The following is a 17,171-nucleotide window of genomic DNA, read 5'->3' on the forward strand; positions in this document are numbered from 1 at the left end:
TTGGAGGATTCCATACATGAGCAACCAAAATCAAAACACCCGATCCACCGAGGCTCTTTTCGAGCCTTATACAATCGGAAACCTGACTCTTTCATCCCGCGTGGTGATGGCACCCATGACCCGCGGCTTCTCCCCGAATGGCGTACCGGGCCCGAATGTGGCGGCTTACTATCGTCAGCGTGCAGAGAATGGCGTCGGATTGATCATTACCGAAGGAACGCTGATAGACCACCCGGCAGCTACCGATAACCCCAATATACCTAATTTCCACGGTGAAGCCGCATTGAACGGCTGGGCCGAGGTCGTACGTCAGGTTCATGAGGCTGGCGGCAAGATCATACCGCAGATTTGGCACATCGGCATGACCCGTCCGGTGGGCGCCGAGCCAAACCCGGAGGCACTTCCGATCGGACCATCCGGACTTGACCTGGAAGGCAACCTCGTCACTAAGCCGATGACCATAGATGAAATCAAACAAGTCATTCAAGCTTATGCGGATGCTGCTGCGAATGCTAAACGCATTGGCTTTGACGGAGTAGAAATCCATGGTGCCCACGGATACCTGATCGATCAATTCCTCTGGGAAAGAACGAACCAGCGTACCGATGAGTATGGAGGAGACATGCTGAAGCGTGCCCGCTTTGCGATCGAAGTGGTGAAAGCCGTACGTCAAGCGGTAGGTCCGGACTTCCCTGTTGCCATCCGTCTATCCCAGTGGAAGACAACCCAATACGAAGCTAAGCTCGCAGATACGCCTGAAAAACTGGGTCAGTTGTTAACCGCGCTGTCGGACGCAGGTGTCGATATATTCCACTGCTCGACACGCCGCTTCTGGGAGCCTGAATTCGAAGGCTCTGAGCTGAACTTTGCCGGTTGGGCTAAGAAACTGACAGGAAAAACGGTCATCACCGTCGGCTCTGTTGGCCTCGATGAAGTGTTTACCAGCCTCTTTACCCAAGGCAAGGGTGCTGGTCACAAGGACATCGATGAGCTCTTGAACCGCCTTGAGAAACATGAATATGACCTCGTTGCCGTAGGTCGTGCTCTCCTGGCTGATCCGCAATGGGCTGCCAAGGTACGCGACGGACGTTTCGACGAGCTTGAGCCATTCACGCCGGAATCCTTGAATACCCTGGTTTAATGCTGTTCTGGCCCCTATAGACCTGGGCTGCATTAGGCCTTCGAAATATCCATCATAAGCCGGAAGAGGACCGCAGTCTTCTACCGGCTTTTTTTGCTGTGTACATAAACAAAGACCAAGCTCTCCCAGGAGAGTTTGGTCTTCATGTATTACATCATCTATTACAATAGGGAATCTTCGCCAAGTGCGTTCACGATCACGCCCGCTAACGTTGAGGTCAGCATGGTCGACACATTGCTTAACACGATTACCGCGATTTCTTGATCCAGCAGCTTTAGATAGGAAGCCGTGTAACCGTTAATCCCGCCATGATGGAAGGCCATGGTCCGGTTGGCCCCGATGCTTGCTCTATTCCAGCCATAACGGTAAGGCTACTGCCCGTCCCAAGAGAATAGCTTGACCGTCATATCGCCGGACAACAGCTTCCCCTCATCCAGTGCACAGTTAAGCATATGCAGATCTCTAGCGGTAGAGACAATGCCCCCGGCCGAATAAGCGTTGGACATGTCGAGGTACGAGCGTTCCGCAGTTCTCCCTCCGCCGTCATCTCATAAGCGCTCGCTCGGTTAGATAAGATCGAGCTGGATTCAAGGGCGGAATCCTTCTTGCCCGCAGGGCCGAATGTTTCCCGTTCCAGAAAATCGGCGTACGTGGAGCCGCTGACGGTTTCGATGATTTTGCCCAGCAGAATGTAGCCAGAGTTCGAATAGCTAAAGTTCGTCGGAACCTCTGACTCCATGGGAAGAGAAGATATCCATTCCACAAGTTCATCAATTGAATGCTTTTGAAGAGATATACGCACCGCCTCACAGCCCTCGTCCAAGGTGCCTCCCTTGCCTTGCCTAGCCTTCCCCACCCACACCCCAAAAGCCCAGCTCATGCGACCAAGCTGCACTGGGCTCTTTGCTCCCCTGCGATGGCTGCAAAAGGCTGCACACCTACCCCTGCTCAGGTGCGCATATCGGTGGAGGAGCAACGCGTTCGCCTTTAAAATCGGGAAGCCTCCTTACCCTAATCCATCCAGCTTCCCGATTTTAACAGCGACCGGAACCGATATTCGCACCGCCCCACCGCACGATAACAGAGTGCGCCGCCCTTCCCCTTTCTCCCCCTCCTCCACCCAAAAGCCCAGCTCATGCGACCAAGCCGAGCTGGGCTTTCTTTGCACTCCCCAGCGATGGGCTGCAAAAGGCTGCACATCTCTCCCCTACTCAGGTGCGTATATCGGTGGAGGAGCAACGCGTTCGCCTTTAAAATCGGGAAGTTTCCTCACCCTAATCCATCCAGCTTCCCGATTTTAACAGCGACCGGAGCCGATATTCGCACCGCCCCACAGCCCCCATCCAAGGTGCAGCCTTCCTTGACTCTTCGACATCGCCCAATGACACGCAAAAAAGCCCAGCTCCCAAAAAGCAGGAGCTGGGCTTTCTTCTATTTCAATTATTTTTGCTTCAAGTTGTAGAACGACTTCAAGCCGTTGTATTGAGCAAGTTCGCCCAATTGATCTTCGATGCGAAGCAATTGGTTGTATTTTGCCACACGGTCGGTACGGGAAGGAGCACCCGTTTTGATCTGACCTGCGTTGGTTGCCACCGCGATATCAGCGATGGTGCTGTCTTCGGACTCACCGGAACGGTGGGAGATAACAGCCGTGTATCCTGCGCGTTTTGCCATTTCGATCGCATCGAATGTTTCAGTCAATGTACCGATTTGGTTAACTTTGATCAGGATGGAGTTACCGATACCTTCGTTGATCCCTTTTTCCAAACGCTCGGTGTTGGTAACAAACAGATCGTCACCCACGAGTTGAATTTTGTTGCCCAATTTCTCGGTAAGCAGCTTCCAACCTTCCCAATCGTCCTCGGAACATCCGTCTTCGATCGTAACGATTGGATATTTGTCTACCCAAGAAGCGAGCAAGTCAACGAATTCTGCAGGCGTGAAGGATTTGCCTTCGCCTTCCAGAACATATTTGCCATCTTTGAAGAATTCAGTGGAAGCTACGTCCATACCGAGCAATACGTCTTCACCTGGCTTGTAGCCGGCTTTTTCAATCGCTTCGATGATGGAAGTCAATGCATCTTCGTTAGAAGTAAAGTTAGGAGCGAAGCCGCCTTCGTCACCAACCGCCGTGTTCAGGCCTTTGCCTTTCAGAACGGACTTCAGGTTGTGGAAAATTTCAGCGCCCATGCGAAGTGCTTCTTTGAAGCTAGGTGCGCCAACAGGCAATACCATGAACTCTTGAACGTCCACGTTGTTGTCTGCATGAGCACCACCGTTAACGATGTTCATCATAGGAACTGGAAGCTGTTTCGCGTTGAATCCGCCAAGGTAAACATACAATGGGAGATCCAGAGCGTCTGCAGCAGCGCGAGCTACAGCCATGGATACAGCCAGAATTGCGTTTGCACCCAATTTGCCTTTGTTTGGAGTTCCGTCCAAAGCGATCATCAATTTATCGATGCCGAGTTGGTCCAAAGCGTCCATGCCAATTACTTCAGGAGCAATGATTTCATTCACGTTCTCAACAGCCTTCAGAACGCCTTTGCCCAGGTAACGGGATTTGTCCTCGTCGCGAAGCTCAACGGCTTCGTGAATACCAGTGGAAGCACCGGATGGAACGATAGCGCGACCGATCGCACCGGATTCCAGGTATACTTCAACCTCTACGGTTGGGTTGCCGCGGGAGTCAAGGACTTCGCGTGCATATACGTCAGAAATAATAGTCATGTGTATAGTCTCCTTTAAATGTTATGTTTACGTTCCATTATGAACGACTTACTTCCGTGCTGCAATCATGGAGGTTCCCGTCATTTCGTCCGGCTTCGGCAGACCCATCAGATCGAGAATCGTTGGTGCGATGTCGGCAAGAATGCCGCCTTCACGCAGCGTTACGTTCTCATCCGTTACGATGAACGGAACCGGGTTCGTGGTATGCGCTGTGAATGGACGCCCATTCTCGTCAAATACCATGTCCGCATTTCCGTGGTCAGCGGTGATCAGAACAACCCCGCCTTTTGCCAAAACAGCCTCGACAACCTTTCCAACACATTCGTCTGTGGTTTCAACAGCCTTGATTGTTGGCTCCAGCATACCGGAGTGACCTACCATGTCCGGGTTCGCAAAGTTCAGGATGATCGCATCATGCTTATCCGCTTCGATCTCTCGCACACAAGCATCCGCCACCTCATAAGCGCTCATCTCCGGCTGCAGGTCATACGTCGCGACCTTCGGTGAATTGATCAGTACGCGCGTTTCGCCTGGAAGCTCCACATCGCGTCCACCGCTGAAGAAAAACGTCACGTGTGGATACTTCTCGGTTTCCGCAATACGCAGCTGCTTTTTGTTGTGCTGAACCAGCACTTCACCGAGGGTGTTGTCCAGATTCTTCGGCTTGTAGGCTACGAAGCCTTCCACCGTCTCGCTGAACAACGTCAGGCAGACAAAATGCAGGTTTTGCGGGAACTTCGGTCCACGTTCAAAACCGCGAAAATCATTATTCGTAAACACTTGGGACAGCTGAATCGCACGGTCAGGACGGTAGTTCAGGAAGATAACGGAATCTCCGCTCTCCACCAGGCTTACCGGCTCGCCCTCACCGTTCACAATCACGGTCGGTTCCACGAATTCATCATAAACCGATTTCTCGTAAGATTCGGTGATGGCTTTCAGCGGATCCGTGTATTGAGGTCCTTCGCCGTATACCATAGCACGGTATGCTTTCTCGACACGATCCCAACGCTTGTCACGGTCCATCGCATAATAACGACCGGAGAGTGTAGCGATTTGGCCAACGCCCACTTCTTCAATCTTCGCGATCAGATCCTTAACAAACTGCTTACCGCTGTCCGGTGCCACGTCGCGTCCATCCATGAAGCCATGGATGTATACGTCATGGAAATCTTCCTTCTTGCAAAGATCCAGCATCGCAAACATATGCTCAATGTGACTGTGCACGCCGCCGTCGGACACAAGTCCATACAGATGCAATTTCTTGCTGTTGTTCTTAGCTGCGCGAACGGCTTCCACCAACGTATCGTTCTCGAAGAATTCTCCTTCACGAATCGACTTCGTGATGCGAGTCAAGTCCTGATACACAATCCGGCCCGCGCCAATGTTCAGGTGACCCACTTCGGAGTTCCCCATTTGACCTTCCGGCAAGCCAACAGCTTCGCCGCAAGCGGTCAATGTTGTGTTCGGGTATTGCTTCAAATACCGGTCGTAATTGGGTTTGTTCGCTTGAGCGACCGCATTACCCACATCGGTGTTGCGAAGCCCGAAACCGTCCATGATGATCAGAGCTACGGGTCTTGGAGCTGACATCTACTTCGCCCCCTCAACGAGTGCGATGTAGGAAGCCGGTTGTAGACTTGCACCACCAACGAGCGCGCCGTCGATGTCGCTTTGTCCCATATACTCCGTTACATTTTCAGGCTTCACACTGCCGCCGTATTGAATACGCACCAGTGCTGCGACACTTTCACCATACAGGCCTTTTACGAGTTCGCGGATATAAGCGATTACTTCGTTAGCGTCCTCAGCTGTTGAGGATTTGCCTGTACCGATAGCCCAGATAGGTTCGTAAGCAATAACAACATGAATGGCTTGATCAGCAGGAATACCTGCGAACGCGGCTTCAGTCTGTACTTTGCACACGTCTTTGGTTTGGCCTGCTTCGCGTTCTTCCAGCTTCTCGCCGACACATACGATCGGAAGAAGACCATGACGGAACGCCGCATGTACTTTCTTGTTCACGATCTCATCGGTCTCTGCAAAATACTGACGACGCTCGGAATGTCCGATAATGACATAATCCACGCCCAGATCCTTCAACATCAAACCGCTGATTTCGCCTGTAAAGGCACCATTATCTTCAAAATGAAGATTTTGTGCACCAATTTTGATGTTCGTGCCCTTTGCAGCTTCAACCAGAGCAGGAAGAGTGGTGAACGGCGCGCAAATTACGCTTTCCACGCCTTCAACTTCTGCTTTGCCTTTTACATCTTCGAAAAATGCGGTTGCTTCCGGAACAGTTTTGAACATCTTCCAGTTACCCGCTATGATAGGTGTTCTCACACGATTCACTCCTTTATTCCCCCCGAAGAGCCGGGGTTCAAACTTCATCCACTTGCTACCCTCTTATATCATAAATCTATTTATCGTTCAGTGCCACAACACCAGGAAGTTCTTTGCCTTCCATGAACTCAAGAGATGCACCGCCGCCTGTGGAGATGTGGTCCATCTTGTCAGCCAGACCGAATTTCTCAGCTGCTGCAGCAGAATCGCCGCCACCGATAATCGTGTAAGCTTCCGTTTCCGCACAAGCTTGTGCAACTTCACGAGTACCGTTTGAGAACGGAGCGATTTCGAATACGCCCATAGGACCGTTCCACACGACAAGCTTCGAGTTTTTGATCACTTCTGCATACTTGGCACGAGTCTTAGGACCGATGTCAACGCCTTCCCAGTCTGCTGGAATGCCGTCGATGCCAACAATCTTTGTATTCGCATCTGCGCTGAACTCGTCCGTAACCACGATATCTTCTGGCAGGTAGAAGTTTTTACCCAGCTCTTTGGCTTTCTCGATGAAACCGAGCGCAACATCAAGCTTCTCTTTATCGAGCAGAGATTGACCGATTTCATGGCCTTGAGCTTTGAAGAACGTGTAAGCAAGTCCACCGCCGATGATGACATTGTCAGCAAGCGTAAGCAGATTGTCGATCACGTCGATTTTGTCTTTAACCTTCGATCCACCGATGATCGCGGTAAAAGGACGATCCGGATTCGAAAGGGCTTTGCCGAGAACGGACAGCTCTTTCTCCATCAACAATCCCGATACAGCCGGAAGATGATGAGCAATACCTTCTGTCGAAGCGTGCGCACGGTGAGCAGCACCAAACGCGTCGTTCACGAACAGATCAGCAAGCTCTGCGAACTGCTTCGCAAGTTCCGGATCATTCTTCTCTTCACCAGGGTAAAAACGAACATTTTCAAGCACAAGCACGTCGCCGTTTTGCAGCTGGTTTACTTGTGCTTTTACTGCTTCCCCTACCGCTTCATCCGCTTTGGCTACCGGTTTGCCGAGCAATTCGGACAAACGTTCGCTTGCCGGAGTCAGGCGCAAAGATTCAACGACCTCTCCTTTGGGACGACCCATGTGGCTGGCCAGGATAACTTTCGCTCCTTGCTCCACCAGGTAGTTGATCGTCGGCAAAGTCTCACGAATACGAGTGTCGTCTGTAATTTTACCATCTTCGAGCGGTACATTGAAATCGACGCGGACAAACACCCGTTTGCCGCTTACTTCTACATCACGTACACTTTTCTTGTTCATCTCCACGTTCCTCCTAAGAAAACTATTCTCCTCACCGACAGCATGCAGTTGCTCCCGTTTCTCTCTCTATCGTCTCACCAGCGCCCGGATATGATCTATTCTTCCCAGTGCTCTGGCATGAAACAAGTAAAAACCATGAACCAAAGAGGAGACCCGTGAACGGAACTCCTCTTCGATTGGATGGCTAGATCAATTACAGACCTTTGCTTGCGATGTAAGCAGCGAGGTCAACGACACGGTTGGAGTAGCCCCACTCGTTGTCATACCAGGAAACGACTTTCACCATGTTGTCGCCAACTACCATAGTGGAGAGCGAATCGATAGTGGAAGAAGCCGGGTCACCATTGTAGTCGCTGGATACAAGCGGCTCATCGGAGTAGTTCAAGATGCCTTTCAGTGGGCCTTCAGAAGCTTCTTTCAGCGCACCGTTCACATCTTCAAGCGTAACGTTTTGGGACAGTTCTACTACGAGGTCAGTTACAGAAACGTTCTTCGTAGGTACACGCATCGACATGCCGTTCAGCTTGCCTTTCAGGTGTGGCAGTACGAGACCAACCGCTTTAGCAGCACCTGTTGTGGATGGAATGATGTTCTCAGCAGCTGCACGAGCACGACGCAGGTCTTTGTGCGGCAGATCAAGCACTTGCTGGTCATTCGTGTAAGAGTGAATAGTATTCATCATACCTTTCACGATACCGAATTTCTCGTCAAGAACCTTAGCGAAAGGAGCCAAGCAGTTCGTTGTACAAGAAGCGTTAGAGATGATGGTGTGGTTAGCAGCATCGTATTTATCTTCGTTAACGCCCATAACGATGGTGATATCCTCGTCTGTAGCCGGAGCGGAGATGATAACTTTCTTAGCGCCGCCTTTCAAGTGAGCGGAAGCTTTGTCTTTCGCTGTGAAAATACCAGTGGATTCTACAACGATTTCTACGCCGTACTCAGCCCAAGGCAATGCTTCAGGGTTACGCTCAGCGAATACTTTCACTTCGCGGCCGTTTACCACAAGTGCGCCTTCTTTAGCTTCTACTTGTGCGTCAAGTCTGCCGTGAGTTGTGTCATATTTCAAAAGGTGTGCCAGTGTTTTCACGTCCGTCAAATCGTTGATTGCCACGATTTCAACTTCGCTGTTGTTCAGCGCAGCGCGGAACACGTTACGTCCAATACGTCCAAAACCGTTAATACCTACTTTAACCATGAGTAGTTCCCTCCATATTTGTAAAATTTATATATTCAAGATTGACCATAAGATCAATCAAGACAACAAGGTTTGTAAAAACTGTGCTGCTCTAAATTTCTGGACTCAATCAAATGGCGGCATCGATTTCCTTCTCAAGCTCCAACGCTGCCGCTTCATCCGTCACGAGGATGTCCTCATGTCCGAATTTCAGCACGGCGTGAATCGCTTTGCCCTTGCCTTGGCCTCCGGCAATGCCGATGATCGTCTCTGTTCGCATAATGTCCTCAAGCCGAAGTCCGAGGGTTAGCATCTTATGCACAACTTCGCCTTCTTCGCTGAAATAATAGCCGAATGATTCAGCAATCGCGCCATCTGCCTGCAAGTTCTGAATGGAGCCTTCATCCAGCTTGCGTCGTCTCGCCATCTCCATCGCGTCGCCGATGCCGTGTATAATGACCCGGCAGCGCCGAATTACATCCACAATCTCCTGGATATGCTGATCCTGAACAAGAGACTGATAAGCATCCTCGCTTAGCAGATCAGGCACATGGAGCAAACGGTATTCAGCCCCAACACGCTTTGCCATCTTGGAAGCAATGGTGTTCGCTTGAATCTCCATACTCTCTCCGAGGCCTCCGCGCGCAGGCACAAACCACGTGCTTCTGAGCGGTCCGCCACCAGGCAATGATGACATCTGCTCCGCCACTTCAGCGAGTGTAGAGCCACCTGTTACGGCGATTGTATCTCCATCCTCCACAAAACTAAGCAGCGTCCTTGCGCCGGCCCGGCCAAGCTCACGTTTGACTTCCGGAGATGACTCACTGTCACCGGGAATAATGACCACTTTACGAAGCCCATAAGCCTGACGGATCTTCTCTTCCAGTTCAACCAGTCCGAACAACTCATTCATGACCGGTTCAAGTTCCTCAACCAAGCATAATCCTGCACTGCTGATTCGCATGCCAAGCGTCTCAATCTCGATCAGCCCCTGCGCTTTCAGAAGATCAGTCTCTGCCCTGAGGACACGCTCGGTCATCGAGAGTGATGAAGCCAGCGTTCTTCGGCCAACCATTCCGGACAACTTGATCTGATGAAGGATGGAATACCTTCGTTTAAGAGTGTTCATCAGATCCGGCAGAAGTTGCTCTTGTATTTCTAATAGGTTACGCATGCATTCCACTCCTGCAAACTTCGTCTCGGCTCTCCTCTATCGGGCCGTAAAATGTCCCAGTTAAACTTTTTGAGTCCCACCTTTATTCTAACCAATAATCACGCCCGTTGCAAGTGTCCGAAAGTATATTTCTCTGCCCCAGCCATTCTTATACATTATGGCCAAATGCAAGCTTGTCTATATAGTAGGAACAAAGTTTTGTCCGCTATTGTATTTTCGAAATAGATGCGGTATAATCAACTTCGTTGCTAATTTTTTAGATATCAGAAAGTATATACATCGCAGAGTGTGCTTCCTGATATCGCAAGAAAATCTACCGCTAAACGCGGTCTGTCTTCTTTGAATGTACGTCGATAGACCTTTTTATTATGCGCCCGTGGTCCAATGGATATGACGTAGGCCTCCGGAGCCTGAGATCGAGGTTCGATTCCTCGCGGGCGCGCCATTTTTACTTTTTCTATATACTGTTTACCCTAAAGTGCCCATGACGGCTCTTTTTTTTACCCAATAGTTTGACTTTCTTTGACTTTTTGATTTAAATTGTTTATCATGTGGGTAATACGGTAACAGTATTTATATGAGGTACTTAAGAGGAGGTTTTCCACGTGAGTTTTATACCTATGGTCGTTGAACAAAGCAACCGCGGTGAGCGGGCGTACGACATCTATTCCAGATTGCTGAAAGACCGCATTATCTTCCTCGGCTCCGACGTAAATGACGTGGTCGCCAATTCCATCATTGCCCAAATGCTGTTCTTGTCGGCTGAGGATCCCGAGAAGGATATTCATCTTTACATCAACAGCCCAGGCGGTTCCATTACCGCAGGTATGGCGATATTCGATACGATGCAGTTCATCAAGCCGGACGTTTCGACGATCTGTGTCGGCATGGCTGCTTCCATGGGCGCATTCCTGCTGAATGCAGGCGCTAAAGGCAAACGTTATGGTCTGCCTAACAGCGAGATCATGATTCACCAGCCGCTCGGCGGCGCACAAGGTCAGGCCACGGATATCGAGATCCGTGCTCGCCGCATCCTCAAGATGCGCGACAAGCTGAACCGCATCCTGTCCGATCGTACCGGCCAACCGCTGGAGCGCATTGAGAAGGATACCGATCGTGACTACTTCATGACGGCTGATGAAGCCAAGGAATATGGTCTTATCGATCAAGTACTGGAAAATACACCACCGCAGGGACTATAAAAGAATGCAAGCAAAGGGCAGGCGCCGTTATCCGGTGCCTGCCCTTTCTTATCCTCTGGATTCATTGAAAACTTCGAGTACTAAATCGTGAGAGTATCCCCTCCGGTCGCTGTTGAAATCGGGAAACATGAATGAACAGATAAGGAGGTTTCCCGATTTCAAAGGCGAACGAGATGCTCCTCCGAGGATACTCTCACTTCGGTACGACTCTTTTCAATAAAACATAAAGAAGGTAAGACCATCCCCCTCCTAAAAGACCTGCCTTAACTTGTGGGGAGGGGAATAGAGGAAAACCTATGTAGAGTTCCTTGCAAGGGTAATTGGTTGCGCACAGCCTAATGTGCTCCCCTCACTCTCTGCGTCCATAAACGGATGGCATCCGATATCGCATAGGGCGACTTATGGCATTTTACCCCCGGACCATACACCGTGCTCACAGGGAGCAGTGCGCACGGTGTACAAACCATATAAGTCACCATCGAGGCAAGCCTCTCGATAAACACAAAAATCCCCTGAGAATAAGGAGCAGGAGTGTACTCTCCACGCCCGTTATCAAGGGATTTTTCGCAACTAGTTCCAGCACAGTGTTACATCAGGACAACATCATGTATCTAAACAAGCTATAGTATTAAAAATGATTTCAGCTAATACAAACTGATTGATCGAGTCTTACTTCCATTCCTTCAGCTTGAACTCAAACTCAGGGAATCCATAGGCATACGCCGTGTACTCATAAAGCTGGAAGTACAGTACCGCCGCGTTATCCTTCACATAGAAGTCGGCATCGGCAGGCACTCCCTCAAAACCGCCGAGATAACCTCCCTCTTTCTTCAGCTTGCTCAGCACAAGGTTGTTCATCTTCTGCTTGTTCTTGCCCTGCATGTTGATGAAATCGCCCAGCTTCATTTGCTTGCCGTCCTTCAGTGAGAAGGTGAAGCTCTTGCGGAAGGTCATGCCATGAGCACCGCCCGTGTACGAATAATCGTACGCCGTAATGCTCAGGATGCCATCCTGATTGTAATGAACTACATAATCACCGCTGAATTCATACGGAAAATCTGTTCCCGATGGCGGGAGTGTGCCCACATTTCCTTCAGCGCCCGTGATGACGCCGGATGCATTTTCTTTTAGCACTTTGTTGATCTCTGCCTGCACCTCAGCATTACCGAGGCCACTGATAACCGGATAATTCACAACGGCATCAACGCCTTGAATTTTCTTTTTCAGCGCAGTCGATTTGATTTGAATGTCGTTTTGCTTTTTCTGCGTCATGCTGAGTGTTTTCAAGGAAGGATTCCACTGTCCCTGAACTCCCATATATTCGCTGATCGTTTTGAACGGCATATACAGACGACCGTTGATAATCTGTCCGCCTGGCTCACCAGCATAAGCTCCGTTCACCAAAATACCGATTTCACTCGCATCATATACGACGGCGCTCAACTTGTTATATCCGTTACCCAGCGTGTAGGTCCGATTCTTCGCATCATATTTAAGAGGCATTCCCAGACCATCCCGTAAAGCGGTTGCCGGAACATAGGTTACCCCATGCAGCACGATGCCCTTCTGTGATAAGGTTTTGCCATTCCATTTCAATACAACTTCATTCTTCGACGATTTTTGACTGGCGGAAACGGATGCCTTAGAGGTGCTTGCATCGATCACCTGTCCACTCAAACCAAGACTGCCAAGCAGGACACTAGTTGCAATTAAGGATGCACATACACGAAATTTAGGATTCATATTAGAATTCCACCTTTGTTAAAATAAGTTTCCGTTAGTTGTTACTCTATTACCCTCATTCATTATAAGGAAAGCTTTCAATCTATTGGTAACAAAGTCAATGACAATTTTGACTCCATGCTAAAGGACCTATATATTCTTGCTTATCTTTGAGTATGGGCCTCGTTATACTAATGAACACAAAACAATGATGTCATGCGCCCGTAAACATGAACATTTCACGGACCCGGACAACGTAAACCAATGGAATGATAAGCAATACCCCCAAGTGCTCCTTCAATGTTTATCAACAGTAAGCGCAAGGGGCTTTTTCTGGAAAACATCCAGTCACAACCACTGCAAATATATAGCTAAAAGCAGCAAGCAGCCAGAGAATTCATACTGTCTTTATCCCGACTTGTTTAAACCCTTCAGAATCCATATCAAAATGGCGTATTTCCACTCTTTATATATAACAATGAAAAGGCCCCGAAAGTTATGGGAAAATTCGTATAAGCGATCTTCTACACTTATTTATAGGTCTTAAGATTCAATTTTTATAACATAAAAAAACCTGCCCCCTTGAGGGGCAGGTTTTCTATATTACAGTTAATATGAAGAAATACATATTTCTTATCGACCGCTCTTCAGCTCGGTCCACAAACGATCATAGATGGACAGGGAATCGCCGACATTGTCGAGCCATTCGGTACGACGCAGCTCCTCTTCCGTCAGGTTGATCATGGTATTGGCGCGATATTCCTCGCTATGGAATTCCATCGCTTTGGTGTTCGGATTGCTGTATCCGATAAATTCATAGTTCTTGGCGCTGACTTCAGGCTCCAGCATGAAGTTAATGAATTTCTCGGCGAGCTCCTTATTCTTCGCACCTTTAGGAATCGCGTAGTTGTCCGAGAAGATGGTCGCTCCTTCTTCAGGCACGACATATGCCACATCCGGATTCTCCGCCGCGATAAACGCCGCGTCTCCGGACCAAACCGTAGCAATCCAGCCTTCTTCCTGAATCATTTTCTGCTTGATATTATCCGTATCAAATGCAAGCACGTTAGGCAGCAGCGTCTTCAGCTCATCAGATGCAGCGATAATCTCCGCTTCATCCTTACTGCTGTTGGATTTCCCCTGCTTCTTAAGTGCCATGCCAATCATCTCGCGGTTGTCATCCAGAAGCAGGACTTTGCCCTTGTATTCCGGGTTCCAGAGATCTCCCCAGCTTTTGATCTCGTCTTTCACGTACTTCTTGTTATATGCAATTCCCGTTACACCGGACGTGTAAACGATCGAATATTTATTGCCCGGGTCATAAGAAGGATCTTTAAACGTGTCCGTAATATTGACGAAGTTCGGGATATTATTCATCTCAAGCGGCTCAAGCAGCTCCGATTCAATCATGGTTTTCACCATATAATCGGACGGCTGAATGAGATCATAACCACTGCCGCCAGCTTTGATCTTAGCCAGCAGATCTTCGTTGTTTGCATAATTGTCGTAGGTTACCTTCACGTCAAACTTCTCTTCGAAGTCCTTCAGCACCTCAGGGTCGAAGTTGTCAGCCCAGCTGTAAATATGAAGAGTTTCCTTATCCGAGCCGCAAGCAGCCAGGAGTCCTACAGACAATACTGCAACCATACCTGCCATCAGCAGGCGGGTCCATCTCGATTTGTTCAATTCAATATCTCCTCTCTTTCCACTTCCATATTCTATTCGAAAAAAGCGTTCGTATCGCTTAGATCGGCAATGTTTTGTGCTTCTTCTGACCGTTGCCGCGGTTGAGAATGTATTGGGCTAACAGGATCAGCGTAATGCTCACCAGAATGAGCAGCGTACACAGCGCGTTGATCTCAGGCGAGATGCCTCGTTTCACCTGTGCGTAAATATAGATCGGCAGCGTCGTTGAGCTTGGACCAGCGACAAAAAAGCTGACCATGAAATCATCCAATGACAGGGTAAAAGCAATCAAAGCGCCGGAGATAATGCCCGGTGCAATCTGCGGCAGCGTTACATGCCGGAACGTTTGCCAAGGCGTGGCTCCCAAATCCTGAGCCGCCTCATCCAACTGCTTGCCCATGCCGGACAGTCTGGCCGTAACCACGACGTAGACATAGGACAGGCTGAACGTGATGTGGGCAATAATTACCGTGGTTTTGCCAAGCGGCATGTTCAATTGGCTGAACAACACGAGCAGTGATAACCCCATAATGATATCCGGGATAATGACGGGCAGATATAACAGCCCGTTCATGCCGCTGCGTCCTTTGCGGCCCATATTTCGGAGCGAGAGTGCCGCTGCGGTTCCCAGCAGGGTGGATACAACCGTAGAGATGACGGCCACCGTCAAGCTGTTCATCAGGGCTTCCATCACATGCCGGTTCTCGAACAGCGATACATACCAATCCAACGTAAATCCTTCCCAGTTTCCGCTCAGCCGCGTATCGTTGAAGGAATAGATAATGATCATAATGATGGGTACATAGATGAAAGCCATCATAAGGTAAGAGTGAATCCCGAGCAGCGGATGATTCTTCTTCTTCACTTATCTCCCCTCCCCTACACGTTGATGGCGGGCTTGCATGGCCCGGTTAAAGAGCAGGATCAGCACCAGGGACGTGGCGACAAAAATCACCGACAACGCCGCTCCAAACGGCCAGTTCCTTGCACCCAGGAACTGTGACTGAATAATATTACTGATCATGGAGGACTTCGCGCCTCCCAATATATCCGTAACTACAAACATCCCGGAGGTCGAGACATACACCAGAACCGCACCCGTCATAATGCCGGATTTGCTCTGCGGCAGCGTAATGTGCCGAAACGCCTTCCACCTCGATGCACCCAGATCGCTGGCCGCATCCAAGAGACGCTTGTCCATCTGCTCCAGCGCTACATAAATCGGCAGCACCATGAAGGGAATAAAGTTATACACCATGCCAAGCAATACGGCACCATACGTATATAACATCTGAATAGGCTCATCAATCCACCCCACCCATAACAGCAGGCTGTTCACCACGCCTTGCGTTCGCAAAAGCAGAACCCAGGCATACGTGCGAATCAGAAAGTTGATCCAGAACGGAACGGTGATCAGAATCAATCCCCATGTCTGGATACGCGGGGAAGCGTTGGCTATATAATAGGCCAAAGGATAGCTGACTAACAAGCAGATCACCGTAGTCAGCAGCGACAGTACCAGGGTATCCCAGTAGATTCCTAAATATAAGGGATCAAAAAAGGTCTTGTATCCTTCCAGACTGAAGGAAAACACGATATTACCGAGCGAATCCCGCGACAGAAACGAGATGCCGACCACGATCAGCATCGGGACGATCAGGAACAGGGATAACCACAACAGCACCGGCGTCAGCAGGAACCTTGATTTCCTCATGGCCCGATGATCACCTCATCCTTCGTGCTCCAGTTCACCCCGACCCGCTCACCAACCTCCCAAGGACGATCATCCGAAATATCCAGGGCAATCGTTACCTTCATCGGCTCATTGTCAAGCTGGACCAGCAGCTTATGCACACTGCCGAGGTACTGCACATCCTCAATCACGCCGCTCTTCTTCGCACCCGACTCCCGCTGCGGAACCAGTTTCTCCGGCCGCACGGCAAAGAGGCCTTCCGGTGATGAGAAGACATTATTCTCCCCAACAAAAGTGGCAGCAAACAGCGTTTGCGGCCTCGCGTAGATCTCGCGCGGCGTGCCGATTTGCTCTACCCGTCCATGATTCATAATCACGATCCGGTCGGACAGCATCATGGCTTCCTCCTGATCGTGCGTTACATATACAAACGTAATGCCCAGCGTCCGCTGCAAATGCTTCAGCTCGGATTGCAGGTTTTTGCGCAGCTGCAGGTCCAGTGCACCCAGCGGTTCATCGAGCAGCAGCACCTTCGGTTTATTGGCGATGGCACGTGCGATAGCTACCCGCTGCTGTTGTCCTCCGGACAGCTGATGCGGGAAGCGTTCCCGCAGTGGGGTTAGCTGTGTCATCGTCACGGCCTCGTCCACGCGTTCCTTGATGAGCTGACGCGGCATTTTTTTCATTTTTAATCCAAAAGCAATGTTATCTTCTACGGTCATATGCGGAAACAGAGCATAGTGTTGGAATACAAGATTTAAATCCCGCTTGTTCGCAGGCACATCCGTCACATTCTGACCCGCCAGCAATACCTGTCCTTCGGTAGGCTGTTCGAATCCTGCTATCATTCGGAGAATCGTCGTTTTGCCGCAGCCGCTGGGGCCCAGCAAAGTCAGGAATTCCCCTTCTTTAATGGAGAGCGACAGCGGATGCACGACCGCTTGTCCCTGAAAATGCTTCTCGATCTGGACAAGTTCAATCACATGCATCAACCCCTTCTTCAAAATGTGACCTATTCCATGTGTACCAGTGTACCAATCCT

General features: G+C 49.8%; 16 protein-coding genes and 1 tRNA gene. 3 read left to right on the forward strand and 14 right to left on the reverse strand.

Going from position 1 to position 17,171, the window contains the following annotated elements; genetic code table 11:
- Nucleotides 1-16 precede the first annotated feature (16 nt).
- Nucleotides 17-1,141 (forward strand): NADH:flavin oxidoreductase, encoded by a 1,125-nt coding sequence (locus WDY75_RS29565; protein WP_063478280.1) that lies wholly within the window; start codon nucleotides 17-19, stop codon nucleotides 1,139-1,141.
- A 161-nt stretch (nucleotides 1,142-1,302) separates the two neighbouring features.
- Here WDY75_RS29565 and WDY75_RS29570 read toward each other — a convergent pair whose 3' ends face one another.
- The 9 genes from WDY75_RS29570 to WDY75_RS29610 form a co-directional block, all read right to left on the reverse strand.
- A complete protein-coding gene (locus WDY75_RS29570; protein ID WP_231887972.1) occupies nucleotides 1,303-1,464 on the reverse strand; it encodes a hypothetical protein in 162 nt (53 codons plus the stop codon).
- Between the two features lie 80 nt (nucleotides 1,465-1,544).
- Nucleotides 1,545-2,036, reverse strand: a complete 492-nt coding sequence (locus WDY75_RS29575; RefSeq protein ID WP_063478279.1) for a serine hydrolase — start codon at nucleotides 2,034-2,036, stop codon at nucleotides 1,545-1,547.
- A 111-nt stretch (nucleotides 2,037-2,147) separates the two neighbouring features.
- Nucleotides 2,148-2,339: a hypothetical protein gene (locus WDY75_RS29580; protein WP_063478278.1), complete on the reverse strand. Its 192-nt coding sequence runs from the start codon at nucleotides 2,337-2,339 to the stop codon at nucleotides 2,148-2,150.
- Between the two features lie 242 nt (nucleotides 2,340-2,581).
- A complete protein-coding gene (gene eno / locus WDY75_RS29585; protein ID WP_006207587.1) occupies nucleotides 2,582-3,871 on the reverse strand; it encodes a phosphopyruvate hydratase in 1,290 nt (429 codons plus the stop codon).
- 48 nt (nucleotides 3,872-3,919) lie between these two features.
- Complete coding sequence (gpmI, locus tag WDY75_RS29590) at nucleotides 3,920-5,464, reverse strand: 2,3-bisphosphoglycerate-independent phosphoglycerate mutase (RefSeq protein WP_006207586.1); 1,545 nt, start codon at nucleotides 5,462-5,464, stop codon at nucleotides 3,920-3,922.
- The gene (tpiA, locus tag WDY75_RS29595) at nucleotides 5,465-6,217 is read right to left on the reverse strand and encodes a triose-phosphate isomerase (protein ID WP_006207585.1); all 753 of its coding nucleotides are present in this window, start codon (nucleotides 6,215-6,217) and stop codon (nucleotides 5,465-5,467) included.
- A gap of 76 nt (nucleotides 6,218-6,293) precedes the next feature.
- A complete protein-coding gene (locus WDY75_RS29600) occupies nucleotides 6,294-7,475 on the reverse strand; it encodes a phosphoglycerate kinase (protein ID WP_006207584.1) in 1,182 nt (393 codons plus the stop codon).
- Nucleotides 7,476-7,668: 193 nt separating this feature from the next.
- Nucleotides 7,669-8,673 carry a type I glyceraldehyde-3-phosphate dehydrogenase gene (gap, locus tag WDY75_RS29605; protein WP_006207583.1) on the reverse strand — a complete coding sequence of 335 codons (1,005 nt, stop codon included), beginning with the start codon at nucleotides 8,671-8,673 and terminating at the stop codon, nucleotides 7,669-7,671.
- A 109-nt stretch (nucleotides 8,674-8,782) separates the two neighbouring features.
- On the reverse strand, nucleotides 8,783-9,826 hold the full coding sequence (locus tag WDY75_RS29610) for a sugar-binding transcriptional regulator (protein ID WP_006207582.1): 1,044 nt from the start codon (nucleotides 9,824-9,826) through the stop codon (nucleotides 8,783-8,785).
- A 370-nt stretch (nucleotides 9,827-10,196) separates the two neighbouring features.
- Between WDY75_RS29610 and WDY75_RS29615 the strand changes: the two genes are divergently transcribed.
- Nucleotides 10,197-10,271 (forward strand) — tRNA-Arg (locus WDY75_RS29615).
- A gap of 160 nt (nucleotides 10,272-10,431) precedes the next feature.
- A complete protein-coding gene (gene clpP / locus WDY75_RS29620; protein WP_006207581.1) occupies nucleotides 10,432-11,028 on the forward strand; it encodes an ATP-dependent Clp endopeptidase proteolytic subunit ClpP in 597 nt (198 codons plus the stop codon).
- Between the two features lie 669 nt (nucleotides 11,029-11,697).
- On the opposite strand, the gene WDY75_RS29625 is transcribed toward clpP, so the two are convergent.
- The 5 genes from WDY75_RS29625 to WDY75_RS29645 all read right to left on the reverse strand — a co-directional run bounded on the left by WDY75_RS29625 (nucleotide 11,698) and on the right by WDY75_RS29645 (nucleotide 17,118).
- Nucleotides 11,698-12,771, reverse strand: a complete 1,074-nt coding sequence (locus WDY75_RS29625) for a PdaC/SigV domain-containing protein (RefSeq protein WP_006207580.1) — start codon at nucleotides 12,769-12,771, stop codon at nucleotides 11,698-11,700.
- A gap of 612 nt (nucleotides 12,772-13,383) precedes the next feature.
- On the reverse strand, nucleotides 13,384-14,436 hold the full coding sequence (locus WDY75_RS29630; protein ID WP_036644278.1) for a PotD/PotF family extracellular solute-binding protein: 1,053 nt from the start codon (nucleotides 14,434-14,436) through the stop codon (nucleotides 13,384-13,386).
- A gap of 58 nt (nucleotides 14,437-14,494) precedes the next feature.
- Nucleotides 14,495-15,256: an ABC transporter permease gene (locus WDY75_RS29635; RefSeq protein ID WP_152825124.1), complete on the reverse strand. Its 762-nt coding sequence runs from the start codon at nucleotides 15,254-15,256 to the stop codon at nucleotides 14,495-14,497.
- Nucleotides 15,257-15,301: 45 nt separating this feature from the next.
- Nucleotides 15,302-16,150: an ABC transporter permease gene (locus tag WDY75_RS29640; RefSeq protein ID WP_036644271.1), complete on the reverse strand. Its 849-nt coding sequence runs from the start codon at nucleotides 16,148-16,150 to the stop codon at nucleotides 15,302-15,304.
- Nucleotides 16,147-17,118, reverse strand: coding sequence for an ABC transporter ATP-binding protein (locus WDY75_RS29645; RefSeq protein ID WP_036644269.1), 972 nt, complete (start codon nucleotides 17,116-17,118; stop codon nucleotides 16,147-16,149). Before WDY75_RS29645 ends, WDY75_RS29640 begins: the two co-directional genes overlap by 4 nt.
- Nucleotides 17,119-17,171 lie beyond the last annotated feature (53 nt).

The organism is Paenibacillus glucanolyticus (assembly GCF_037333485.1).
GTDB classification, from domain to species: Bacteria; Bacillota; Bacilli; order Paenibacillales; family Paenibacillaceae; genus Paenibacillus_AQ; species Paenibacillus_AQ glucanolyticus.